Below are 23,115 nucleotides of genomic sequence, written 5' to 3' on the forward strand. Positions count from 1 at the left end.
GATGGGTATCTCACGTCGTCAACAAGCCGTCAAGGACAGGCGCTGGTGGGAGCGGTTCAGCCGCAGTGGTACGTGAAGCGCGTGGCGGCCGAATGGCGGGTCGGCGCCGTGACGCGCAGTTCCGCGTCGGCGCGGTAGTCCCCCCGGCCCCGGAACGTCCACAACAGGTGCAGCTCGGCCTGTTCCTGGCCGCGCGCCAGCTGCTCGCGCAGCTCGCCCGAGGTGGTGCCGTCGCTGCGTATCCACCGGTAGGTCACGGTCCCGGGACGGCCGTCGGTCCGCACCACGCCCACGATGTCCGCCGTCCCGTCGCAGCCGGGGCGGCCCCCGGCGGTGTGCACCGCCACGTCCCGCACGGCCACGGTGGTGCCGTACCGCTGCCAGGCGAGGAAGGCCAGCACGGCGAGCAGGACGACGGCGCCCAGGAGGTAGCGGCGCGGGCCGCGGCGGCGGGCCGTCCGGGGCGGCGCGGAGTCCGGCCCGGCCGGCAGGCCGTGCCACCGGGCGGCTGTGGTGTCACTCATCCGGTGGGTACGGTCGAGCGCCGTCACCCCGGGGCCGAAGCGCAGGACGCCGCCCTCCACCCGGTCGGGCGGCACGCTGCCGGGTCCTTCGAACCACTGGCTGCCCAGCGCGGTGGCGCTGTACGCCTCGTCGTCCCCGGCCCTGTCGTACGGACCACGTGTTCCGGTCATGCGGCGGAACACCCCCGTCCGATCTGGATCTGCTGCGAGGAACCGCCGGTCGCGGCGGCCGGATCCGTGGTGGCCCGCACACCCCAGAAGCAGACCTTCGCGTTCTCGGCGAACGTGTGGTCCAGCGCGAGGGTGTAGCGCGTCGCGCCGCTGCGTTCGAAGGTCGTGGAGCCGTCCGGCGTGCCCAACTCCCCCTGGGCGGTGCCCGCGAACCAGGTGACCACGACGCTCACGGGACCGGGGCCGTCCGTGGCGATGTCGAGGTTGGCGGTGGCGCCGGAGTCGCCGGACCGCCGCAGCCCCGAGACGGAGACGGACGTGACCTTCACCGGGGGTGTGGCGGGCGGGGAGACGACGGGTTCGCCGGAGGGTTCGCCCGACGGCTTCCCGGACGGCGGGGGTTCGGGGGCTGTGGTGTCGGTGGCATCCGGGGCCGGTTCGGAGAGGGTGGGTGGGGGCGCACCGGGTTCGTCGGCCGGTCCGCCGGACGGGTCGGGTGAGGCGCTGCCGGACGGGAGCGGGCTCCCGGAGCCGGACGGGCCCACCGAGGAGCTGGGCGTCCCGGCGCCGGACGGGCCGGTGACGGACGGTAGCGCGCTGGTGGTGGCGACGGACTGCGCCGTGGTCCGCCGGGGCGCGTCCTCGGTGGCGCCCGCCGCGACGGCGACCACCACCGCGACGACGAGGGCGGCCACACCGGTCAGTACGGCCTTGAGGCCGGGGCGCAGGTGGTGCCCGGCCCCGGCGGCGCCCAGCGCGGTGGTGGCCAGCGCCGTGGTGCCGGAGGCCTGGCCCGCCGCGGACGGCAGCAGCAGCGGCAGCAGCGCGGCCAGCGCCGCGAGCCGGCCGCGGCCCCGTTCCTCCCAGTCGGGTCCGTAGGCCGCCCCGGCGATCTCCTCCAGCTCCGCCACGAAGGCCTCGGCGTCCTCGGGGCGGTCTCCCGGGTCCTTCGCGAGCCCGCGCCGGATCAGCGGACGTAGCGCCTCCGGGGTCTCGTCCTCGGGGATGGGCGCCTCGATGTGCTGGAGCGCCAGTTCGGCGAAGTTCTCGCCCCGGAACGGCTTGTGGCCCGTGAGGCATTCGTAGAAGGTCGCGGTCGCCGCGTACACGTCGGCGGCCGGCGAGGCGGGTTCGCCGTGCCACTGCTCGGGGGCCATGTACGAGGGGGTCCCGGCGACGCCCGGGGTCGTACCCCGGGCGGTGGCGATGCCGAAGTCGACCAGCTTGGACGAGCCGTCGGCCGCGACGAGGACGTTCTCCGGCTTGTAGTCGCGGTGCACGACGCCGCCGCGGTGGGCGGCGGCCAGCCCGAGCAGCGAGCCCTTGAGGACCGTGAGCGCCGCCTCGGGGCCGGTGGGTCCCTCGCGCAGCAGCAGGGCGCGCAGGGCGATGCCGTCCACGAGTTCCATCACGATGGCGGCGCCCGGCGGCGCTTCGACGTATTCGTACAGCCCGACGACGTACGGCGAGCCGAGCGCCCCGAGCAGGCGTGCCTCCGCGCGGAACCGCTGGACGAAGCCGCCGTCCGTGCGCAGGCTCTCGCTGAGGTACTTGACAGCGACGGGCACGCCGGTGCCGTCGTGCACGGCGAGGACGACGCGTCCGCTGCCGCCGGAGCCCAGCTCCCGGGACTCGGTGTACCCGGGGACCGTCCACGCGTTCACCGGACTCCCCCGGTGGCGAGGCGGTTCCGCCCATGCCTGCTGCTCATCGTGTCCCCCGCCTGACAACCGCCCCGGTGGCGACCGTCGTTGTCCGCCTCTGCGCCGGGGCCGTACCTCCACGACCCTGGCACGGCGGCCCGTGTCCCGTCCCCCACGCAGACACGATCCGGTCGCGGCCGGTTCCCGCGAGGGCGCGGCCACGGACCGGCGGGCCCGGTTCCGTGGTCCCGGCTCAGTAGTCCCCGCCCCCGCCGCCCCCGCAGCTGTGGCCCCCGTCTGAGTCGCCGTGCCCGTGCGAGTCCGCGTCCCTGTCGAGGGCCTTCGCCATCCGCAGCAGGGTCCTGCCGAGGCCGGACGGCAGGGTCGCGGCCGTGACCGTGGCACGGAACCGCGCGTCCGGGAGCGCGGCGGGGCCCTCGAAGACGTACGCCGGGAGGGTCCCCTCCCGGCGGGCGGACTCCAGGTGGCGGCGTCCGGCCCGGGTGAGGCCGTACCGCCGGGTGAGCAGACCGTACGAGACGAGCCGGTCCCCGATCCGCTCCGTCACGGGGTCGTTGGCCACGCCCACGAGCACGGCGGCCAGTCCCCTCCCCCGCGGGCACAGCGCGATCAGTGCCTCCTCGACGGGATGCCCGGCCGGGCCGGCCGGCGCCCCCGCGTCGTACGGGACGGCCCGCACCCGGGAGCCGAGCACACGGACCAGGCCCCGGTCCCGCAGCCCGGTCAGCGCGGTCTCGGCCACCCGCCGGGGGCCGCCGGCGAGATGGGCGATGTCGTACGGATCCAGTTCCGGTACCGCTGCCGGAACCGCGGGCCGAACACGTCGTCGGAACAAGGCCGCCATGGAAGATCCCCCGTTCGTCCAGGTGGTGTCCTGCTTCCAGTGTCGTCCCGGCAGGTCACCCCCAGGCCACGATCCGGTCGGCGTTGTGTCCCGGACAGGTAACCGGCTGAGGAATCAAGGGGGTTGCGCACGTGTGAGGATTAGGCGCTCCGGCAGAGACGGAGCACGCACCACGAGGAGATCCATGTTGTTCCGCAAGCGCACAGGGACGATCGCGGCGACGGCCGTCATAGGCGCGATGCTGCTGACGGCGTGCGGCGACGGTACGGGCGGGACCTCGGACCGCGCCGCGACCGCCGGCCGGGCCCTGCTCGGGAACCTGAGCTTCCTGTCGGGCACCGCCAAGGAGAACCACGCGCCGGCGAGGACGGGTGACTGGGCGAACGTGCCCGGCACGCCGGTCGTGTCGGAGGTGGCGAAGAAGTGGGTGCAGCTGACCGCCGTCACGACGGGGAGCCCGGACTCGAACGTCGTCAACGGCGCCGGATTCACGCTGTACCGCTTCGACAAGGACGGGGCGAGCCCCTCGAAGTCGAACTGCGACGACACCTGCACCGACACCTGGCCGCCGGTGCTCATCGCCCCGAAGGGGAAGATCTTCGTCGACGGGGTCAAGGAGTCCGACGTGGGTGTGGTCAAGCGGGCGGACGGAAGCCTCCAGGTGACCCTGTCGGGACAGCCTGTCTACCGGTACAGCGAGGACATGGAGCCCGGGGACGTCAAGGGGTACGGGGTGGACGACACCTGGTTCAGCGTCACGCCGGACGGCATGGCGGGGGTCGAGGCGAACTGACCGCCCGCGCCCCCGCCGCCGGTCGTCCCGTACCGGGGGTGGGCGGCGGGACGCCGGGTACCGGGCCGGGCGCCGGACAGGCCCTGGTCCGTCGGGGGCCGGTGGTGGCGGCCGTACGGGCACTTCCCTCACCCGACCGGGCGCGTCCCGCTTGGCGGTACGGGCCCGGGGGTCCAGGTTGGGGGGATGTGGCCCCGCAAGATCAGGCAGGGGTTGGCGCTTCTGCCGCTGGCACTGGTGGTGACGTGCGACGCTCCGGAGAGCAGGACACCGGAGCCACGGCACCCCCATGTCCGGGTCGGGCCGGCGGCGCCCCGTCCTGCCATCATCGGGCGGTCGGTGTGGCACGCGGACGAGAAGGCGGTACGGGACAAGCCCGCGTACACCGGGGCGGTGGAGATGGTGTTCCTCCATCACACCAACCACTCCAACACCTACGACTGCCGTGCGGACGTGCCCGGGATGCTGCGCTCCATGCAGGAGCACCACATCCAGGACATGGGGTGGAACGACCTGGGCTACAACTTCGTCGTGGACCGCTGCGGGAACATCTACGAAGGGCGCGCGGGCGGGGTGGACCGGCCGGTGCGCGGGGCCCACGCGAAGGGGTTCAACGGCCGGACCCTGGGGATCGCGGCGCTCGGCCACTTCGGGAGCGGCCAGGAGGTGCCGCCCGCGATGCTGAGGTCGATCGCCGCCGTCGCGGCGTGGAAGCTGCCGCGCGGGGTGGACCCCGAGGGGCAGGTGCGGATGGTGTCCAACAACGACGGGAGCCGCTTCCCGAAGGGAAAGCCCGCGGAGCTGAAGGTGATCTCCGGGCACCGGGACGAGTACGAGACCCAGTGTCCCGGCGAGGCGCTCTACGAGCAGATCCCCCATCTGCGGCAGATGGTGGCGCGGCTGCGGAAGAGGTGACCGGCGTGGTGCGGTGGCCGACGGGCTGACCGCCCTGTCCGGCCGTACGGGCGGTACATCTGACCGCCCTGCCCGGCCGTAGGGACGGTACGTCCGTACCCGGCGGTGACGATACGCTTCCCTCTGCGATCCGGACTCGACCGCAAGGGACCGACAGCCTGATGACCGAGCACAACGCGGACCTGGTGGCCTTCGTACGCGCGCGCCTCGACGACGAGGAGCAGCTGGCCGAGGCGGCGGGAGGCGCCGGGTGGCGCACCCCCCAGGAGTCGCCGGGCGAGGTGCACGACGACCTCGGAGCGATCACCTTCAGCGTCCGGACCCGGGGCTTCGACCAGCACATCGCCCGCCAGGACCCGGCGCGGACCCTTCGGCGTATCGGATCGAGCCGCGTCCTGCTCGACCAGTACGTCCCCCTGGCGGCCCTCGACGTCGACTCCCCCGCGGCCGACTTCCCGTCGGGCCGCGCGGTCGGCCTCGGCTTCGCCGTACGCCAGTTGGCGGCGGAGCACGCCGACCACCCGGACTACCGGGCGAGTTGGCTGCCGCGTTTCACTTAGACGCGGACGCCGAGACCTCGATGGACGCTGATGCCCCGGCTCCCTTCGGGTGGTGGCGGCGCAGGTTGGCGGCGAGGACGCGGTCGAGTGTGCGGTCGGACAGGAACGGGCCCAGGCGCATGATCAGGGCGGCGTCCCGGCCCGCGGTGTAGCGGGTACGCGGTCGGCGGGCCGTCACGGCCTTCGCGACGACCCGGGCGGCGGCGTCGGCGGTCAGGCCCGACGCGGTGCCCGTGGCCATCAAGGTGTTGTTCGCCCGGACCAGGCTGCCGTAACGCGCGTGCTGCTCCGGGGTCATCCGGGTGGCCAGGTCGTCCGCCGTCGCGATGCCGCGGGCCGCGATCTCCGTACGGACACCGCCCGGCTCGACCACGACAACCTGGACGCCCAGCGGCTCGACCTCCCGGCGGAGGGAGTCGCTGACCGCTTCCAGGGCGAACTTGGCGCCGGCGTACGCGCCGTAGGTGGCCATGGCGTACTTGCCGCCGATCGAGCTGATGTTGATCACGCGGCCCTTGGCACGCAGCAGTGCGGGCAGGAGCGCCTGGGTGACGGCGATGTGGCCGAACAGGTTGACCTCGAAGACGCGCCGCCACTCGGTCAACGGCAGGGTTTCGACCGGCGCGTTCACCTGGATTCCGGCGTTGTTGACGAGCGCGTGGAGCGGGCGCGGGTCGTCGGCGATCCGGGCGGCGAGTGCCTCCACCTGCTCGGACCTGGTGATGTCGAGGATGACCGGCTCGACGCCGGCCGCCCGGATCGCGTCGGCGTCGTTCTCCCGTCGCACGCCGGCCAGAACGTGGAATCCCTGCCGGGCCAGTTCCCGGGCGGTGGCCGCGCCCAGGCCCGTGGAGGCTCCGGTCACGACGATCAGCTTCTGCGTTTCGGATGACGTTGTCACCTTGGCGACGCTACCAGTTCGGATGACACTGTCAACTGTATGATGGGCGCCATGGTCACCCGCGCGGAGTCCGCCGCTGCCACCCGCCGCGCCCTGCTCGACGCGGCCGCCGAACTCCTCGACCTCGGCGGGCCCGAAGCGGTCACTCTGCGCGAGGTGGGCGCGCGGGCCGGGGTGACCAGGGGGGCGCCGTACCGGCACTTCACGGGCAAGGACAGCCTGCTGACCGCCGTCGCGACCGAGAGCTGGGAGCGGATCGCCGACCAGGTCCACGCGCTGCGGACCGACCCGGACCTGTCGGCCTCGGACCGGCTGCGGGGCGCTCTCCGTACGCTCCTCCGTGTCGGCCGGGACCGGCCGCACCTGTACCAGATGTTGTTCCGGCGCCCCGGACACCGCCCCGAAGAACTCGGTGAGGGACTGGATCACGTCCGGCGTCAGCTGTGCGGAACGGAGGGCGACCTGATCGCGGACCGCATGCGCGCGGCCGGGCGGTTCCGGGACGAGTTCCTGGCGATCGTCGCGGACGTCGTCGGGGGGCGCGACACACGGCACTACGGCGCCCTGCTGCTCAGCGGCGCCCACGGCATCGCGGACATGGAGCTGAGCGGCCACCTCGACACCGACCAGTTGCGCACCACTGCGGACGCGCTGGTCGACACCCTCGTCCGCATGGTCGCGAGCGGCGGCGAAACGGCGTAGCGGACACCGCGCCGCCGGAAGTCTCCGAAAGCGACTGCTCAGCGGATATGCCGGCCGGCGAGGGCGCGGGCCGCACGGGCGGCCTGCTCCTCGACGGACGAGGGGGTGTTCCAGAGGCCCGGCAGCATGTCCTGCCGCTGGAAGAGGGCCAGACCGTGGGCCGCCGCGGCGACCTGGACCAGCAGCTCGAACGCCTGGTCCGCGCCGGGGGCGATCCGGCCGGTGACAGGCATCAGGTCGTCGTGCAACACACCGCCCGCCCGGGCCAGTTCGGGGTGGCGGCTCTTGTCGAGGCCGGCCATGAACGTGATGTCGAACAGGGCGCGCTCCTCGACGGCGAACCGTACGTAGGCGACCGCGAACGCCGCCAGCTGCTCGGCCGGGTCCGTGTGCGCGGCCAGCGCGGCGCGGTAGCGGCGGCGCTGCTCCTCGTATCCCTTCACGGCCAGTGAGGCCAGCAGGGCCTCCCGGTCGGCGAAGTGCTTGTACGGCGCGGACACGCTCACCCCGGCCTTCCGGCAGGCCTCGGCGAGGGTGAATCCGTGCGGGCCGCGCTCGGCGACCAGGACGAGGGCGGCTTCCTCCAGCGCGTTGCGCAGATCCCCGTGATGGGTGCCGGTGGGGCGCCGTTTGACTGTCATGGCCTCAAGGTTAACACTATTCACCAGAAGGTGAATGGCATTCACCATGGGCGTGGGCCTCTCTTGGCCCGGTGGCGGCCACCGAGTGCCGGCCATCAACCCCCCGTACCCCCTACTTGTGGAGGAACCGATGCCCCGACCGAAGCCCGCACGCTGGACGGCCCGCGACATCCCCGACCAGAGCGGTCGCACGGCCGTGATCACGGGCGCCAACACCGGCATCGGCCTGGAGACGGCCAAGGCTCTCGCCCTGCGCGGGGCGGCGGTGGTCCTGGCGGTACGGGACCCCGACAAGGGCAAGCACGCGGCGGAGGAGATCGCCCCTGGGGCACTTCGCCCTGACCGGGCTGCTGCTGGACCTGCTGCCCGCCTCCCCCGCCTCCCGGGTGGTCACGGTCAGCAGCGCGGGCCACCGCATGGGCGGCCCGATCGATCTCGGCGATCCCGACTGGCGGGCCCGCCCCTACGACCGGACCGCCGCGTACGGGCATTCCAAGCTGGCCAACCTGATGTTCACGTACGAACTCGACCGCAGACTGCCCGCGACCGGACCGCTCGCCGTCGCCGCCCATCCCGGCGGCGCCGACACCACCGGCTCCCGGACCGCGATGTCCCACTCCTCGGCCCTCACCCGCGCGGCCTTCGCGGTGGTCCGGCCGCTGCTCCTCCAGGGAAGGTCGCCGATCACCGGGTCGTACGTCACCACGTGGCCTCCACGGATGAGCAGATCGTTGCCAGGGACACCGGACACAGCGCACTCGCCCTCACCGGCCCGCGGCGGGCACGATCGGCTCCCGGTGGGCCACTAGGTATACGGTGGATACTGTCTCCGTCCAGCATCGGACGGGGCCCAGGAGCCCGCAGGAAGGCAGTTCCGACTGCCCTGGTATCCCGGAGGGAACCTCATGACGGACACCGCGCACGTGCCGCGCGCCGACCAGGGGGCCCTGCTGCGGGACGTGCTCCAGAGGATCGGCGACAAGTGGTCGGTGATCGTCATCTGCCGCCTCGACGGCGCTCCCCGGCGGTTCAACGAGCTGCGCCGCCTCACCGACGGGATCACCCAGCGCATGCTGAGCGCCACCTTGCGCCGGCTCGAACGCGACGGACTGGTGAGCCGTACGGTGCACCCGACCGTCCCGCCCCGGGTCGAGTACGCGCTGACGGAGCGCGGCCGTGGCCTGCATACGATCCTCTATCAGGTCGTGGACTGGACCGAGGAGAACCTGGCGGGCATCGAGGCTTCGCGTGTTGCGTACGACACGGGGACGGGTGCGGACGCGGGTGCGGACACGGCGCCTGGCGCGGGGCGCTGACGACCCGTCCTGACCGGTGTGTTTCATGTGCGTTGCGATGAGCGCTTTCGATAGGGTGAGGGGCGGAGGTGACTGCTGTGTCGCAGCAGGACGAGCTTTTCGCTTCGGTCGACGCGCTGTTGGAGCAGGTGGCCGCGCAGGACGGGCTGCCCGAGCCGGACGAGCGCAAGCGCCTGCGGAAGGCGGCCGGCCTGAGCCAGGAGCAGGTCGCGAGGGCGCTGGACGTGCGCCGCGAGGCCGTGACCGCCTGGGAGGCGGGCCGCACCGAACCGCGCGCGCCGAAGCGGGCCGCGTACATCCGCCTGCTGGAGGGCCTCGCCGCCCGCCACCCCGCGCCGGCCGAGCAACCGCCCACGGCGCCACCGCCGCCCGAGCAGGCCCCAGCCCCGGTCCCCGCCCCCGCCCCGACCCCGCCGCCTCGCGCGGCCGAGCCGCCGGCCCCGGTCCGGCAGAGCCCCCCGGTGAGCCAACCGCCACGCCGACGCCCCACCCCCGCACGCACGTCCACCCCCACCGCTCCCACCACCTCCCCCGACCCCCGCTTCGCCAACGGCCCCCTCGCGGTCCTGGACGGTGAGGGGAACGCGTACTGCGCCGCCGGCACCGTCCTGGACTGCCCGGCCGACGACGTGGTCTCCCTCGTCGCCTGGACCCTCGCGGAGGCCGGACTCGGCGCCCCCCGCCTGCACCGCAACGGCAAGGACGCCGACCCGCTGATCGTGCTCACCGAGGGAGCCGCGGAACGCCTCGGCCTGCCCGCCGAGTTGGCCGACCGGCGCGCCCTGCGCCTGCCCGACGGCCACCCCGTCCTCAAGCGACTGGCCCGCGCCAAGTGGCAGTTGACCAAGCGCGGCTTCGGCCCGTGGGCGCGGATCTACCGGCCCGCACGGGACGGCCGCCGGCAGTGTGTGCAGCTCGCGGTGGTGCCCTGGGGCGCGCTCGACCAACGCGCCTGGGGTGACGCCGGCGCACTCTCTCCCGCGGACCTCGCCCATGTGCTGGGCTCCTACGCCACGTCGGTCCTCACCCCCCGCGGCTCCACCGCCGTCTCCGGCCTGGAGCTGATGACCGCCCTGCGGCCCCCGACCAGGGCGGTGCAGGACGAGACCGGCGCCTGGGTCTCCGGGCCGGTGCCCGGCTCGCTCACCGCCGCCGTCGACCCGGCGCCCCCCGAGGCCCCCGACGAACACCCCGTGGCCGCCGCGCTGTACCCCCGTACCCACCGGCGCACCCCTGACGAGGTGCTGGACGAGGAGGCGTACGACTGGATCCGTGACCCCGAGCTGCTGACCGACGAGGAGTGCGCGAAGCCGTACGCGGTCGGCATCGACGTCAACATGGCCTTCGCCGCCGCCGCGAACCGCCTGGTGGTCGGTACGGGCCCGGCGGTCCACGTGACGAACCCGGCCTTCGACAAGAAGCTGCCCGGCTCGTGGCTGGTCGACCTCTCCGGGATCGAGATCGACCCGCGCCTGCCGTCCCCCTTCACCCCGCAGGGGACCCGGCCGTCCGGCCCCGCCTGGTACGCGACCCCGACCGTGGCGTACGCGGCGGAGCTGGGCCATCCGGTACGACCCGCCGAGGCGTACGTCCGGCCCGCGAACGGGGCGTACCTCGACGCCTGGTACACCCGGCTGCGGGACGCCTACCTGGCCACCATGGAGCGGCTCGGCGTGGTCACCGGCATGTCCGAGCGGGACTTCCTGACCGCGATGGAACACCACAAGAGCGCCGACCCCGCGCAGGTCGCCGTGCTGACGGCCGTCAAGTCCACGGTCAAGGGCGGGATCGGCAAACTGCGGGAGCGCCCGCAGGGCACGGCGTACACCTTCGGCGAACGCTGGCCGTCCCTCGAACGCCCCACCTGGCGGCCCGACATCCGCGCCGCCGTCATCTCCGCCGCCCGCGTCAACATGCACCGCAAGATGCTCAAGCTGGCGGCCACCGGCCTCTTCCCGGTCGCGGTGCTCTCCGACTGCGCCGTCTACCTGTCCGACGGACCCTCACCCCTGGACTTCCTGCCGTACACCCCGGAGGGCAAGCCGCTGCCCGGCGGATTCCGGCTCGGCGTCAGTCCCGGCATGGTCAAGCACGAGGGCACCCAGGATCTGATGTGGGCGGTACGGATGCTCGACGCGGGCCACAACCCCGCGCGGCACATCAAAGGCACCGACGCCGCGATCGACGGGGAGTAACACCTGATGGGCATCCTGGGCGACAGTCTCGACAAGGCGGAGGCCAACACCTTCACGCGCCCGATCCCGGCGTCCGCGCAGGCGCGGATGAAGTTCCTCCTACGGAAGGAGGGCGGCTCGACCCGCGCGGTCGCCCGGCGCCTGGGCATCTCGCAGCGCACGGTGGAGCGGTACGTGAAGGGCCAGCTGAAACGCCCGCGCGCCGATCTCGCGGCGCGCCTCGCCGACGAGGTACGGAAGGACTGGCAGCCGAGGGTCAGGCAACGCGCCCGCCGGAAGGCCGCGAGCTCCACGGGCGTGGTGATCGAAACGCGCGCCCGCTTCGGCTTCACGGCGGCCCCCGGCACATCGGACGACGGTCGCATCCGCCGTATCACCCAGCACCTCCCGCCCCCGTACGCGGCCCGCCTCTTCGAGGCCCGCTCCGTGGGCGCCGCCGAGGACCAACTCCGCGCGATCGCCGCGGAGGGCCTCCAGGAGATCTACTTCAAGGACGGCGGCCGCCGCGCCCAGGGCCTGTCGGTCGAGTTCACGGACATCGACTACATCGAACTGGACTACTGACCAAGGCTCCCGCGCCCGTACGGCAGCCCGTTGTGACGGCCGATTGAGCCGAAGCACGATGGTTGTCACATAGGCAGGCTGGTTGTCACCGACGGTGTTGTGGGCGGTTGAGCCTGAGCGCGACAGGTCGACAACTGTGGTGTGACTGAGCACTAGAGGTGGCGGATGAGGACTTGATCTGGCGGGCTGTGCACGCTGGTGCGCCAGCCCTGAGGCCAGCCAGGTCGACCCGTAGTCGTCATGGGGGCCGTGCGGCGAAAGAGTTTGTCACGAGGTGGGATGTCGACAACGATCACCTCATGACGACCAGAAAGAGCCATGCCGTTTAGGCGCCTCGCTCCCCTCTCTACCGCTCGCGCGCCGCCGCCCGCCGCTCACCGCAGCGCCCGATGGCCGTGACCGCCCACCCAGGAGAGCCCGCCCGTGCAGACGACCGCCCTCACTCCCTACGCTCACCTCCCCCGAGCTCACCACGATCGCCACGTCCTGACCAGTACCGTCGACGTATTCGGTGTCGCCCACTGGCTGCTCGCCGAACACGCCCCGCAGCCCGGCGGCGATGTCCGGGTCTTCGACGCCCTGGTCGTGTCCGTCCATCCGGACGGCGCCGTCGAACTGACCGAGCTGCGCGCCGTCCGGGCCCGCTGGCCGCATCTGGACCGCCTGCCCGACGGCGGATTCGTCGTCGCTGCGTCTCGCGCCCGTCGGTACGAGGACGGGAACCAGGTCCAGCTCTTCGACGGACTCGGCCAGGAGACCTCATCCTTCTCCGTCGGAGACGCCATCGAGCACCTGCTCGTGGACGAGGCCGGCCTCATCTGGGTCGGGCACTTCGACGAGAACCCGTCCGGAATCCGTCGCTGGAGCACCACAGGCCACCCCATGTGGGCGTCGGACAGTGCCGACATCCCCGGCCTCTTCGACTGCTACGCCCTGAACGTGTCGGGCACCACCGCCTGGGCCTGCACCTACACGGACTTCCCGCTCGCTGAGATACGCCCCAACCGACGCGAACAGCCCGTGAGGGTCTGGACGAACCAGATACGGGGCGCCAAGGCAGTGGCTGTCCACGGAGATCAGGTGGCCTTCTACGGCGGCTACGGTGAGGAGCAGGACCGACTCGCTCACGGCAAGCTCACCGAATCATCGGTCGAGCCAACGGACGTCGGCCTGCTCACCCTCCCTGATGGCACCGCCCCGGGCCGCCGACGGGTCGTCGGCCGAGGAAACAGGATCTACGTCCAGGCCGAGCCGTTCACCGCGTGGGGCATGCTCGACCTCAGCAGCTGATACCCGACGCTGGCTGGGCCCATCAGCGAGATGCGCAGGCGCCCGGCGCCCGGCGGCCCTGACCTCCACGCGGGCACCTTCGGCGGCGATGGTCGCGGTCGTACGGGCGCCGACCGCCTCGGGGAGGAAGATCCGTACCGGCAGGCCCAGCAGCCGCCCCGTTCGGGCCAGCGCGTGCCCGTGGTTGCCGTCGCCGGCGGCGATCAACTCCATCGGGGCAGGGCGGCGGCGCGTGCGCGCATCTCCTCGACGGTCGCCGGTCCCGGCGGTGCGCCCACGCGCTCGGCGAGGACGCCGTGGACCGCGTACCAGACGCCGAGCGCCTTGAACGCCGGGAGTCCGAGGCGGGTCGACTCGTCCTTGACGAAGGCGCGCCGGACGCCGAGTCCGGCGGCGACCGCGGGCAGTTCGACCAGCGGCGTCGGGCCGGGCGCGGGCAGGGCCGCGTGGAAGAGGGGTACGTCGGCCGGTGGCGGCTCACAGGTCCAGTCCCTCGCGGTCGCGTTCACGTACCAGGAAGGGGCGCTGTCGACGGCTCGCGGTGCGGGGGACACCCGCCCACCCTCGCGCGTACGGAGCCGCCGGTTAAAGCGGCACTCCACAGGGTGGGACGGCCGGGCCGTGGAGCCGAACGCACGTACAGGGCAGGCACCGCAGTATCCTTTCGCATACTATTTGCCCCAGTTCCCCCGATCACACGTTTGGTTCCTTTGGGTGTAATTGATTGAACGGTCCATCCTCTTTGCCGGTCGGCGCGTTGTTCGGTGTGTGAATCCACGTGAACTCTGGGAGCGGAACATCGTCCTGGCGGAAGCTTTCTGTGCCAGCGACGAGCGTGTCCGCCAGGCGCAGTCGACGCTGGACGACGCGCAGGCCGAGCGGAACAGAACCCTCGCCGCCTTCGCCGTCACCGTCGGCAACGACGGCTCGGTGGCGGATCTGATGGGACTGAACGAGCGGGAGGTACGGGTGGCCCGCCGCACCGTCGGGCGGGAGGACGCGCGCAGCGTCGCCAAGAACCTCCTCCTGGTCTGCGCCGCCGAGGACCCGCCGGAGCCCCCGCTCCAGCCGAACTCCCCTGTCTCGACGGCCTCCACGGCCTCCCCGGTCGACACCACCACGGAGATGGAGGTCCATCTGCCGCACCCCAGGGAGGAGATGAACCCGCAGCACCCGGACCCGGCCCTGTACGACCCGTCCCCGCCGCCCCAGGCCGCGCCCATGACGGGGCCCATGGTCGAGGAGAACGTCGTCTGGTCGTCGAGCATGGACTCCGTCCTGCTGTGGAGCTGGCAGTCCGGCCTCGACCTCCAGACGGTGGCCGGCGAGCTGGGACTCGACCTGCGGACCCTCCTGCTGCGCGTGCAGACGCTCGCCGCCGACGGGCTGCTCACGTCCCCGTCCCCGTCGTCCGTCGACAACGGCCAGGCGGGGCGCCACCGCCGGCACTACGAGGAGGATCCCTACACGGCCCTGTTCAGCCCGGCCCCCGCCTCGTTCCCCTCACCCGTCTACCGCTGATCCCGCCCTCCCTCGTCTCCCTCCTCCCCCAGTCCCCGGTCCGGCCGTCCGCGCAGGTAGTTGTAGACCGTGGCGCGTGAGACCCCGAGGAACTGGGCGAGGGTCTGTACGGAGTGCTTGACCTGGAGGAAGCCCCGCGCCTGGAGGGAACGGACCAGTTCCTTCCGGGCGGCGGGCCCCAGGGCGCGCGGGGCGAGACGTCCAGGTTGAGACAGATGGCCGCGACGAACCGGCCCTCGCCGTTCCTGATCCCGATCGAGGTGCTCTTGGCGGCCCTGCCGCCGGGGACGCGGTCGGGGTGGTTCTGGAGGACGTCGGGGTAGCCGGGGTCCTGGATGCGGGCGAGGCCCAGTTCGGTGGCGAGGTCGCCCACCCGACGGCCGGACAGCCCGCCCTCGACCGCCCGTACGGCGTGCTCCGGGTCGCGCAGGTCGTGCAGGACGACCTCGCACAGCCCCGGGAACATCCGGCCGAGCGCGACGACGGTCTTCTCGGACTCCCGCAGCAGCTCGTCCTCGTCGCTCACGCGGTCCTCCCGGTCCCCTCGCCCCGTCCTGGCGACCCGTTCCCGTCGTCCTCCCCGGCGACCAGCCGTCCCATCACGGCGGGGGCCTTGAGCCCGGACCCGGTCAGCACCACGACCGTGGTCTGTCCCGGCCTGATGACCCCCCGGGCCGTGAAGAGGTCGATCGCCGCGGCGGCGGTCGCGCTGGTCGGCTCCGCGTAGAGCCCCTTGGCGGCGAGCCGGCGGACGGCGGACACGATGTCCGCCTCGGGGACCGCCGCCATGTCGCCCTCGGACCGCCTGATCGCCCGCAGCACCTCGGGGAGCCGTACGGGCCGCCGGATGGAGGCGCCCTCGGCGATGGTCGGCGCGTGGTCGACCGGTACGGGAGTCTCGCCCCCGGCCTGGAAACTGGCGTGCAGAGGGGCGCAGTTGGCGGGCTGGGCGACGAGCAGCCGGGGCAGGCGGCGGATTTGGCCGGCCGCCAGGAGTTCGGAGAAGCCCAGGTCGCAGCCGAGGACCACACTGCCCGCGCCGGCGACCGTGACGACGTTGTCGGGCGCGGTGAAGCCGAGATCCTCCCAGAGTTCGTACGCGAGGGTCTTGACGCCCTGAAGGAAGAACGGGTGCCAGTTGTGGCTGGCGTAGGGGGTGTCGGCCGAACGGCGGACCGCCTCGGCCGCCGTCGCGTCCCGGTCGCCCGGCACGAGGCGCACCCGCGCTCCGTACGCGCGGCTCTGGAGGATCTTCGCCTCCGACGTCGACTCGGGTACGAGGATCTCGGCGCCCAGGCCCGCGGCAGCGGAGTAGGCCGCGACGGAGGCGCCTCCGTTGCCCGAGCTGTCCTCGATCACGTCCGTGACGCCCTGCCCCGCCAGGTGGGAGATCATCACGCTCGTCCCGCGGTCCTTGAAGCTGCCCGTCGGGCTGAACCACTCCAGCTTGAAGGAGACCTGGACCGCGCCCCAGGAGGAGGCGAGGAGCGGCGTACCGCCCTCACCGAGCGAGACCGGGTGGTCCACCGCGACGGGCAGGGCGGCGCGGTAGCGCCAGAGCGAGCGGGTGCCGGTGTCCAGGTCGTCGCGGCCGATGCCCGGCAGGGGGGTCACGGTCAGGGGCGCGCCGTCGTCGCCGCGCCAGCGGCGGCCGGTCAGCGGGTAGGTCCTGCCCGACCGCTCGTCGAGGTAGCGGGGCGGTGTCGGACGTTCCATGGTCGGCTGCCCTTCGAACGGTGGGACGGGTCGCACGGTGGGACCAGTTGGACGAAAAATACAGGGCTGGCCCCTTCGTCGAGACGCAGCGCGTGGTCGCGGTCACCTCCCGCTCTCCGCGCCCGCCGTTTCCTTTGGCCTGATCGTTCGTTGTGCTGGCCGGCGCCTGCCACTTTTGTCGGAGCCGTGAAGCGAACGCCACTGACACATGGCGGGGATGGAGTCGAGATGAGCCCGGTGACCGGCGAGAAGCGGCGCATCGATGTGGACGGCACCAGGATCGCGTTCGTCGAAGCGGGACAGGGCGACCCGATCGTCTTCCTCCACGGCAACCCGACCTCGTCGTACGTGTGGCGCAATGTGATGCCCCACGTCACGGGACTCGGCCGCTGCCTGGCACCCGACCTGCCCGGAATGGGCGACTCGGACCCGCTGCCCGGGCGCGGCATGCGACTGGCCGACCACGCCGCCTTCCTGGAGCGCCTGCTGGACCGGCTGGACGTCCGGGAGCGCGTCGTGCTCGTGGTGCACGACTGGGGCTCGGTGCTCGGCTTCGACTGGGCGCGCCGTCACCCCGACGCGGTACGCGGCATCGCGTACATGGAAGCGATCGTGGCGCCGTTGACGCCGGCGCACTTCGCCGACGGGGGCGAGTTCATCGGACGCGTTCGCGGTCCCGAGGGGGAAAAGCTCGTCCTCGACGACAATGTGTTCATCGAGAGCTTCCTTCCCGGTGGCGTTCTGCGCGAGCTCACCCCGGAGGAACTGGACGTCTACCGCCGCCCTTGGCGCGAGCCCGGCGAAGCACGCCGCCAGATGCTGGTCTGGCCGCGCGAGCTGCCCCTCGACGGCGAGCCCGCCGACGTCACCGCCGTGGTCGAGGCCAACGCGGCCTGGCTCCGTACCACGCCGGTGCCGAAGCTGTTCGTCGACGCCGAGCCCGGCCAGTTCCTCACCGGCGACCCTCGCGAGCAGTGCCGCACCTGGCCCCACCAGCGCGAGCTCAGCGTTCCGGGAATCCACTTCGTCCAGGAGGACGCCCCCGACCGGATCGGCGCCGCCCTCGCGGCATGGCTGCCCGAGCTGCCCTGACCGCGTGCGTTCCACGCCCCGGCGGGTCACCCCGCACGCAGGACGGGCGGGTGTTACGGGCGGCTGCGGACGGTCGAGGAGCCGGTGACGGCACCTTGCGCCCACGCCATCGCGGAGGCGTGGCCGAACAGTCCGGGCATGCCGCCCGTGTGGAGGAAGACAGTGCGCTGTCCCGGCCGTACGTCCCCCTCGGCGACCGCCGCGATCAGACCAGCCATGGCGCGGCCCGTGTACACCGGGTCCAGCACCACCCCCTCCGCGCGCGCCGTCGTCGTGAGCGCGTCCGTCACGGCGTCGGTGAGGTCCGCGTACCCCGCGCCGATCTGGTCACGGCGCAGACGCAGCGCGTGCGGAGCCCGCGCCCCGGGCCCCGCGAGGCCGGCGACGAAGTCCGAGACGACCTGGACGGGATCGGTGACGGCTCCGACGTCCACGCCGAGGACCCGGTCCGCGCCGAGCGCGTGGACCAGGCCCGCCATCGTCCCGCCGGATCCCATCGCGACCACCACCGTCGCCAGGCCGGGAGCCTGAGCCAGCAGTTCGTGCCCCGCTTCCGCGTATCCCCGGGCGGCGAGAACACTCGACCCGCCGAACGGGATCACGGCGGGCTCGGCGCCCTGGGCGCGCAGCTCCTCCGCGACCTCGTTCAGGACGGCGTCCAGACCCGCCTGGTCGACGTCGCCCGCCCAGACGATCCGGGCGCCGAGGATGCCGTCGAGCGCGATGTTCCCGCTCACCGCGACGGGCGGTGAGCCTTTCAGTACGAGGACGGCGTCCATGCCGAGGCGCGCCGCGGCGGCGGCCGTGAGCCTGGCGTGGTTGCTCTGCGGTGCGCCGCTGGTGACCAGGGTCCTGGCGCCCTGCCGGAGGGCCGCTCCCGCGGTCCACTCCAGCTTCCGCACCTTGTTGCCGCCGCCCGCGAGACCGGTGAGGTCGTCGCGTTTGATCCAGAGGTCGTCCGGTTCCAGCCCGATGAGCCGGGCGAGGCGCGGCGCCGGCTCCAGCGGGGTGGGCCAGGTGCCGAGCCGTACGGGAGTCTCGTCACTCATCCGGCTCTCTCGATCGGATCGCGGGGAAGGTTCCTCAAGGGCAAAGGGCAACGGTGAACGGGTCAGGTCGTGTGGGCGTCGAACAGGGCGCTGACCGACTCTCCGTTGTGGATGCGCCGGACGGCCTCCGCGAGGGCCGGGGCGATCGAGAGGACCCGCAGCTTCTCGGTGTGATCCTCCAGCGGGATCGGCACCGTGTTCGTGCAGACGATCTCCAGCACGTCCGGCTGCGCGGAGAGGCGCTTGAGGGCGCCGGCGGAGAACAGCCCGTGCGTACAGGCGACCCGGATCGAGCGGGGCTTCATCTCGCGCAGCCGGTCGAGGAGTTCGAGGACCGTGCTGCCCTTGGCGATCTCGTCGTCCAGCACGATGACGTCGCGGTCGGTGACATCACCGATGACCGCGCTGATGCTGACCCGGTCGTCCGCGAAGCGCTGCTTGGCGCCCGCCGCCACCTGCGCGCCGAGCATCCGGGCGAAGGCCGCGGCCTCCTTGGCGTTGCCGAGGTCGGGCGAGACGACGGTGGTCCGCGACAGGTCGTAGTCGTGGAAGTGCGCGGCCAGTTCCCGCAGGGCGTGCAGGTGGTCGACCGGTACGGAGAAGAAGCCGTGCATCTGGGGCGAGTGCAGGGTCATCGCCAGCACCCGGCTCGCTCCCGCCGTCACCATGAGATCGGCGACCAGCCGGCCGCCGATGGAGATCCGCGGCGCGTCCTTCTTGTCCGAGCGCGCGTACGCGTAGTGGGGCATGACCACGGTGATACGGCTGGCCGACGCGCCCCGGGCGGCGTCGCACATCAGCAGCAGTTCGACGAGGTTCTCCTGGACCGGGGTGACCAGGGGCTGGATCAGGAAGACGTCCCGCTCCCGGCAGTTGGCCTGGAGCTGCACCTCCAGACAGTCGTTGGCGAACCGACTGGTGCGTACGGGGCTGAGCGGAACGCCCAGGTGCCCGCACACCTCGGCCGCCAACTCGGGATGTGCACTACCGCTGAATACAGCGATGTCTCGCACGAAAACGGCTCCTCGCATGATCGACCGGGGGTCCGTGGGTCATGCTACCGGCCGCTTCCGGACGCCGGATCCCCGGCCGGTCCGAGAGCCGCGGCGATCCGCTCCGGCCGCAGACCGGGCGCGAGAGCCAGCGTGACGATGACGGACGCCAGGGCCATGACCGTGATCGCCGTGGCGGGCAAAGTGTACTGCGCGACCGCCCCGGCGAGGGCCGCCGCCACCCCCTGCATGGTCAGCCGCCCGGAGGTGTCGAGGCCGAGGGCCTGCCCCTGGATGTCGTCCGGGGTCAGCGCGATCAGGCTCTCCTGGAGCAGCAGGCTCGACGCGAAACCGATCGAGGCGAGGGTGGCGGCCGCCGCCGCGAAGGGCGCCGCAGGGTGGCACACGAACACCAGGTAGGGCAGGGCGAGCAACAGGCGCAGCGGGGCGCCCAGCCGCTCGCGCCGGCGCGGGGGCAGGAAGCGGCCGGCGAGGGTGTCGCCGATGAGCATCCCGAAGGCCGCGCAGGCGAAGAGCAGACCCGCGTTCCGGGGGTCGTAGGGGACGAAGAGGGATTCGCAGCCGACTATCAGCCCGTTGGGCACCCACAGGGCCAGGAAGACCGTGCGCCGGGCGGGCGACGACCAGAGCCGGCTGTTGGTACGCCACGTCTCGGCGACCGAGGGTCTTCCGGCGGTACGGGGCGGGCGGGACGAGAGCCCGGCGGCGGCGAGGACCGCGGAGGCGGCGCCGAGGGCGGCGGCGGTGAGCAGGGCCCCGCGTGGGGAGAGGACCGCGAGCAGGACGCCGCCGGTGGCGTACCCGGCGATCTGCATGGTGCCGACGGACATGTTGAGGACGGAACGGCCCAGCAGGTAGCCGTCCTTGGGGAGGATCTCGCTCAGCAGCCCGTAGCGCACCCCGCCGCCGACCGAGGTGACCAGGCCCTCGACGAGGAGGACCGTGAAGACGGCCCACAGCGGCAGGCCCGGTACGGCCAGGACAGCGGTGCCCGCGCCGACGACCAGGGCCACGGCGGTCATCGCGGAGCGCGGAGGCAGCCGGTCGGCCGCGGACAGCAGCAGGGTCGCGCCGAGCACCTGCGCCAGGGAGGGGCCGAACATGCTGAGGGCCGAGAGCAGGGCGGAGCCGGTGGACCGGAACACGAGCGTGGCCAGGGCCAGTCCGCCGACGGTCGTGGCGGCGACCTGCACGGAGCAGGTCAGGAAGAAGGGGGTGAACTCAGGGGTGCGGAAGAGCTGCCCGTAGGTGCGCATGGACGGCAGTCTCATCAGGGCCGTACCCGCGGCGTTATTGTTTCGCGTGGAGGCGAAACCATGGGCTGGTGGCAGATCGGTACGGACACCCTGGCGGGCAGCCGGTTCGTGATCTCGCCACTGGCGGAGACCACGGCGAGCCTGTTCGCCCTGGAGCGGGGCGCTCCGGCGCACCCGGGCGAGCGGGGGTGGTTCGACGCCCACGGGCCGGCGTACCGGGAGCGGCTGGCGGCCGATCCGCAGGCCGCGGAGCTGGTGCGGGCGGCGCGGGGGAACGGATGGAACGCGGACTTCATGACGCCCACCCCCGGGGCGCACCCGGCCCCCGTGCCGGAGGGTGACGGGAGCGCGGCGTTCACGCGGGAGCTGGCCCGGATCAGGGAGACCTCGCCGGAGGCCGTACGGGCGGATCTGGCGGTGGCCCAGGGCCGGCCGGTCCCGGAACGGCTGATCCGGTCCGATCCGGCGGGGCGCGTCGCCGACCTTCTGGAGTGGGTCTGGACGGAGACGGTCCTGCCGTACTGGCCGGCCCGGCGGCGGATCTGTGAGGCCGATGTGGTCGCGCGGACCCGGCAGCTGACGCTCGGGGGCTGGGCCGCCGCCCTGGACGACATGCGTCCGCGCATGCGCTGGCTCGGGGAGGGGCGGTTGCAGATCAACACCCGCGCGTACCCGCCTCGCGAAGTGACCGACGCGCAGCTGGTGTTCGTGCCCGTCACGCCCCGGTCGGGGTGGGTCTGCTGGGAGGAGCCGCCGCACCGCTACGCCGTGGTGTACCCCTGTACGGGCCCGGCGGCCGGGCCGGGCGGGGCGGCCGAGCCGGAGGCGCTGGGCCGGCTGCTCGGGTCGTTCCGGGCGCGGGTCCTGCTGTTGCTCGACACCCCCAAGAGCACGACGCAGTTGGTGGGGCTGACCGGTATGGCGCTCGGTTCGGTGGGCCGCCACCTCAAGGTGCTGCTCGACGCCCGTCTGGTGGTCAGGCAGCGGGCGGGGCGGTCGGTGCTCTACTGCCGTACGGCGGCCGGGGACGGCCTGGTGGCGGCGCAGAGCGAGGCGTGAGCGGTTGTCATCCGGCTCGACGGGCCTCAACACTCCCGTGATCGCATGCGAGTTCGAACACATCGTGTTCTTGTTTTGACCCTTTCCCCTTCCATATGACCGGTTATCGCTCTCCCTGATGACTGATTGTGACTCTTTTCGGGACCGGGAAGCGCTGCGCAAAGCAGCGGCGGCTCTGCATAATCGCTGCGTCCCCAGGAAGGAAACGTCCGTGACGCAGGAATCTTGCCCCCGTTGTTTCGCACCTCCGGGCGAGGCCGGTCATCCCGACTGCGCGTGCGCCACCCGGGCCGACATCGCCGGGACGAGCCTCACCGACCCGGCGGACCGGTCCGGTGACGGCGATCAGATGCACGTACGCCCGTATGTCTCGCTGGGGAGCGGGACCGACGCCCCGGAACGCGCGGCCGGGCCGACCGCTGCCGCCGACGCCGCCGACGCCGAGCGGGAGCGCGCCAAGCGGGAGCGCGCGGCCTTCGGCCCTCCCGGCAGCGCCGCGGCCGAAACGACGGCCGTGCAGGGTGTGGTGGCAGGAGCGGCCGCCCACGACAGCGACGACAGCTACGACAACGACGATGCCGACGACAACAACGATGATGCCGGCGACGACGCGGGTGCGGGTGGCGCCGGCGGTGGGGCCGGGGAAAGCGCCGGTGAGGGCTCCTTCGGCGACGACGAGCCGGGCGAGCCGCCCGCCCGCCGCCGCAAGGGCGTCTACCTGGCCGTCGCCATCGCCGTGGTCGCCGCCGTCATCGCGGTGTCGGCCGGTGTCGCGGTCCGGGGCGGCGGCGAGGACGAGGCGGCGGGCCCCGGCTCGGCCTCCTCGGCCGCGCGGACGGCGCTCCCCGAAGCCACCGGCACGGCCGGCGACAAGGCCTCCCCGACCCCGGACAGTCCGTCCCCGGACGCCACCTCCTCGCCGTCGGACGACCCGGGCGCGAGCCCGTCCGACGAGTCCTCGGCGTCCGCCTCCGCCTCCGCGACCTCCGCGAAGGGCGAGGCGGGCGAGGACACCCCGGCGTCCCCCACGGCCTCCGCCTCGCCGAGCGGGTCCACGTCCCCCGGCTCCACCCCGTCGTCGGGCCCGGCCGTCCTGCGGGAGGGTGACACAGGCCCGGAGGTGGTCGAGTTGCAGAAGCGGATGAGCCAACTGCTCCTGCGCTACCTCGGGATGCCGGACGGCACGTACGACGCCGAGCTGGAGCGCGCGGTCGCCCGCTACCAGAAGGACCGCGACATCACCGGTGACGCTTCCGGTGTGTACGGGCCCGCCACCAGGAAGGTCCTGGAGGCGGAGACCGAGAAGCCGTAGGCCGGGCCCCCCGCCGG

General features: G+C 72.9%; 22 protein-coding genes and 3 pseudogenes. 13 read left to right on the forward strand and 12 right to left on the reverse strand.

All coding sequences use genetic code 11. The annotated features are described in order from the left end of the window. Nucleotides 1-56: 56 nt before the first annotated feature. The 3 genes from OG349_RS00625 to OG349_RS00635 form a co-directional block, all read right to left on the reverse strand. On the reverse strand, nt 57-695 hold the full coding sequence (locus OG349_RS00625) for a hypothetical protein (protein ID WP_327232660.1): 639 nt from the start codon (nt 693-695) through the stop codon (nt 57-59). Then, nucleotides 692-2,359, reverse strand: coding sequence for a serine/threonine-protein kinase (locus OG349_RS00630; protein WP_327232661.1), 1,668 nt, complete (start codon nt 2,357-2,359; stop codon nt 692-694). Before OG349_RS00630 ends, OG349_RS00625 begins: the two co-directional genes overlap by 4 nt. 232 nt (nt 2,360-2,591) lie before the next feature. Continuing rightward, nucleotides 2,592-3,203, reverse strand: a complete 612-nt coding sequence (locus tag OG349_RS00635) for a TIGR04222 domain-containing membrane protein (RefSeq protein ID WP_327232662.1) — start codon at nt 3,201-3,203, stop codon at nt 2,592-2,594. 184 nt (nt 3,204-3,387) lie between these two features. Here OG349_RS00635 and OG349_RS00640 point away from each other — a divergent pair, with 184 nt between their 5' ends. The 3 genes from OG349_RS00640 (at nt 3,388) to OG349_RS00650 (ending at nt 5,471) form a co-directional block, all read left to right on the forward strand. Continuing rightward, a complete protein-coding gene (locus OG349_RS00640; protein WP_327232663.1) occupies nt 3,388-3,996 on the forward strand; it encodes a hypothetical protein in 609 nt (202 codons plus the stop codon). A gap of 186 nt (nt 3,997-4,182) precedes the next feature. Next, nucleotides 4,183-4,911, forward strand: a complete 729-nt coding sequence (locus OG349_RS00645) for an N-acetylmuramoyl-L-alanine amidase (protein ID WP_327232664.1) — start codon at nt 4,183-4,185, stop codon at nt 4,909-4,911. A gap of 161 nt (nt 4,912-5,072) precedes the next feature. After that, nucleotides 5,073-5,471 (forward strand): DUF6221 family protein, encoded by a 399-nt coding sequence (locus OG349_RS00650; protein ID WP_327232665.1) that lies wholly within the window; start codon nt 5,073-5,075, stop codon nt 5,469-5,471. On the opposite strand, the gene OG349_RS00655 is transcribed toward OG349_RS00650, so the two are convergent. Then, nucleotides 5,464-6,372 carry an SDR family NAD(P)-dependent oxidoreductase gene (locus tag OG349_RS00655; protein ID WP_327232666.1) on the reverse strand — a complete coding sequence of 303 codons (909 nt, stop codon included), beginning with the start codon at nt 6,370-6,372 and terminating at the stop codon, nt 5,464-5,466. The two genes, OG349_RS00650 and OG349_RS00655, sit on opposite strands and share 8 nt — an antisense overlap. Nucleotides 6,373-6,423: 51 nt before the next feature. On the opposite strand from OG349_RS00655, the gene OG349_RS00660 reads away from it, so the two are divergent. After that, the gene (locus OG349_RS00660) at nt 6,424-7,074 is read left to right on the forward strand and encodes a TetR/AcrR family transcriptional regulator (protein ID WP_327232667.1); all 651 of its coding nucleotides are present in this window, start codon (nt 6,424-6,426) and stop codon (nt 7,072-7,074) included. Nucleotides 7,075-7,112: 38 nt separating this feature from the next. Here OG349_RS00660 and OG349_RS00665 read toward each other — a convergent pair whose 3' ends face one another. Further along, a complete protein-coding gene (locus tag OG349_RS00665) occupies nt 7,113-7,715 on the reverse strand; it encodes a TetR/AcrR family transcriptional regulator (RefSeq protein WP_327232668.1) in 603 nt (200 codons plus the stop codon). Between the two features lie 130 nt (nt 7,716-7,845). Here OG349_RS00665 and OG349_RS00670 point away from each other — a divergent pair. The 5 genes and pseudogenes from OG349_RS00670 to OG349_RS00690 all read left to right on the forward strand — a co-directional run. Next, nucleotides 7,846-8,386: pseudogene (locus OG349_RS00670) on the forward strand (SDR family NAD(P)-dependent oxidoreductase); the annotation flags it as partial. 234 nt (nt 8,387-8,620) lie between these two features. Beyond that, complete coding sequence (locus OG349_RS00675; RefSeq protein WP_327232669.1) at nt 8,621-9,031, forward strand: winged helix-turn-helix transcriptional regulator; 411 nt, start codon at nt 8,621-8,623, stop codon at nt 9,029-9,031. A gap of 77 nt (nt 9,032-9,108) precedes the next feature. Then, nucleotides 9,109-11,226 (forward strand): telomere-associated protein Tap, encoded by a 2,118-nt coding sequence (gene tap / locus OG349_RS00680; protein ID WP_327238394.1) that lies wholly within the window; start codon nt 9,109-9,111, stop codon nt 11,224-11,226. Nucleotides 11,227-11,232: 6 nt separating this feature from the next. Then, nucleotides 11,233-11,790 carry a telomere-protecting terminal protein Tpg gene (gene tpg, locus OG349_RS00685; protein WP_327232670.1) on the forward strand — a complete coding sequence of 186 codons (558 nt, stop codon included), beginning with the start codon at nt 11,233-11,235 and terminating at the stop codon, nt 11,788-11,790. A 423-nt stretch (nt 11,791-12,213) separates the two neighbouring features. Next, on the forward strand, nt 12,214-13,080 hold the full coding sequence (locus OG349_RS00690; RefSeq protein WP_327232671.1) for a hypothetical protein: 867 nt from the start codon (nt 12,214-12,216) through the stop codon (nt 13,078-13,080). A gap of 108 nt (nt 13,081-13,188) precedes the next feature. Here the strand turns inward: OG349_RS00690 and OG349_RS00695 are convergent. Both OG349_RS00695 and OG349_RS00700 read right to left on the reverse strand, forming a co-directional pair. After that, a pseudogene (locus tag OG349_RS00695) lies at nt 13,189-13,293 on the reverse strand (hypothetical protein); the annotation flags it as partial. Further along, nucleotides 13,284-13,634 carry a hypothetical protein gene (locus OG349_RS00700; RefSeq protein ID WP_327232672.1) on the reverse strand — a complete coding sequence of 117 codons (351 nt, stop codon included), beginning with the start codon at nt 13,632-13,634 and terminating at the stop codon, nt 13,284-13,286. The pseudogene OG349_RS00695 and the gene OG349_RS00700, both read right to left, overlap by 10 nt. 214 nt (nt 13,635-13,848) lie before the next feature. Between OG349_RS00700 and OG349_RS00705 the strand changes: the two genes are divergently transcribed. Further along, nucleotides 13,849-14,601, forward strand: coding sequence for a hypothetical protein (locus tag OG349_RS00705; protein WP_327232673.1), 753 nt, complete (start codon nt 13,849-13,851; stop codon nt 14,599-14,601). Here the strand turns inward: OG349_RS00705 and OG349_RS00710 are convergent. Further along, a pseudogene (locus OG349_RS00710) lies at nt 14,592-15,127 on the reverse strand (helix-turn-helix transcriptional regulator). The gene OG349_RS00705 and the pseudogene OG349_RS00710 sit on opposite strands and share 10 nt — an antisense overlap. Then, complete coding sequence (locus tag OG349_RS00715; protein ID WP_327232674.1) at nt 15,124-16,317, reverse strand: threonine synthase; 1,194 nt, start codon at nt 16,315-16,317, stop codon at nt 15,124-15,126. Before OG349_RS00715 ends, OG349_RS00710 begins: the two are co-directional and overlap by 4 nt. A 228-nt stretch (nt 16,318-16,545) precedes the next feature. Here OG349_RS00715 and OG349_RS00720 point away from each other — a divergent pair, with 228 nt between their 5' ends. Next, complete coding sequence (locus OG349_RS00720) at nt 16,546-17,409, forward strand: haloalkane dehalogenase (RefSeq protein WP_327232675.1); 864 nt, start codon at nt 16,546-16,548, stop codon at nt 17,407-17,409. A gap of 53 nt (nt 17,410-17,462) precedes the next feature. On the opposite strand, the gene OG349_RS00725 is transcribed toward OG349_RS00720, so the two are convergent. The 3 genes from OG349_RS00725 to OG349_RS00735 all read right to left on the reverse strand — a co-directional run bounded on the left by OG349_RS00725 (nt 17,463) and on the right by OG349_RS00735 (nt 20,727). After that, nucleotides 17,463-18,458, reverse strand: a complete 996-nt coding sequence (locus OG349_RS00725) for a D-cysteine desulfhydrase family protein (protein WP_327232676.1) — start codon at nt 18,456-18,458, stop codon at nt 17,463-17,465. A 62-nt stretch (nt 18,459-18,520) separates the two neighbouring features. Next, nucleotides 18,521-19,471, reverse strand: a complete 951-nt coding sequence (locus OG349_RS00730; RefSeq protein ID WP_327232677.1) for a ribose-phosphate diphosphokinase — start codon at nt 19,469-19,471, stop codon at nt 18,521-18,523. Nucleotides 19,472-19,515: 44 nt separating this feature from the next. After that, the gene (locus OG349_RS00735) at nt 19,516-20,727 is read right to left on the reverse strand and encodes an MFS transporter (protein WP_327232678.1); all 1,212 of its coding nucleotides are present in this window, start codon (nt 20,725-20,727) and stop codon (nt 19,516-19,518) included. Nucleotides 20,728-20,787: 60 nt separating this feature from the next. Here OG349_RS00735 and OG349_RS00740 point away from each other — a divergent pair, with 60 nt between their 5' ends. After that, entirely contained in the window at nt 20,788-21,786 is a 999-nt protein-coding gene (locus tag OG349_RS00740) for an ArsR/SmtB family transcription factor (protein WP_327232679.1), read from the forward strand. A gap of 211 nt (nt 21,787-21,997) precedes the next feature. Beyond that, a complete protein-coding gene (locus OG349_RS00745; RefSeq protein ID WP_327232680.1) occupies nt 21,998-23,098 on the forward strand; it encodes a peptidoglycan-binding domain-containing protein in 1,101 nt (366 codons plus the stop codon). Nucleotides 23,099-23,115: the final 17 nt, after the last annotated feature.

Source organism: Streptomyces sp. NBC_01317, from assembly GCF_035961655.1.
GTDB lineage: Bacteria > Actinomycetota > Actinomycetes > Streptomycetales > Streptomycetaceae > Streptomyces.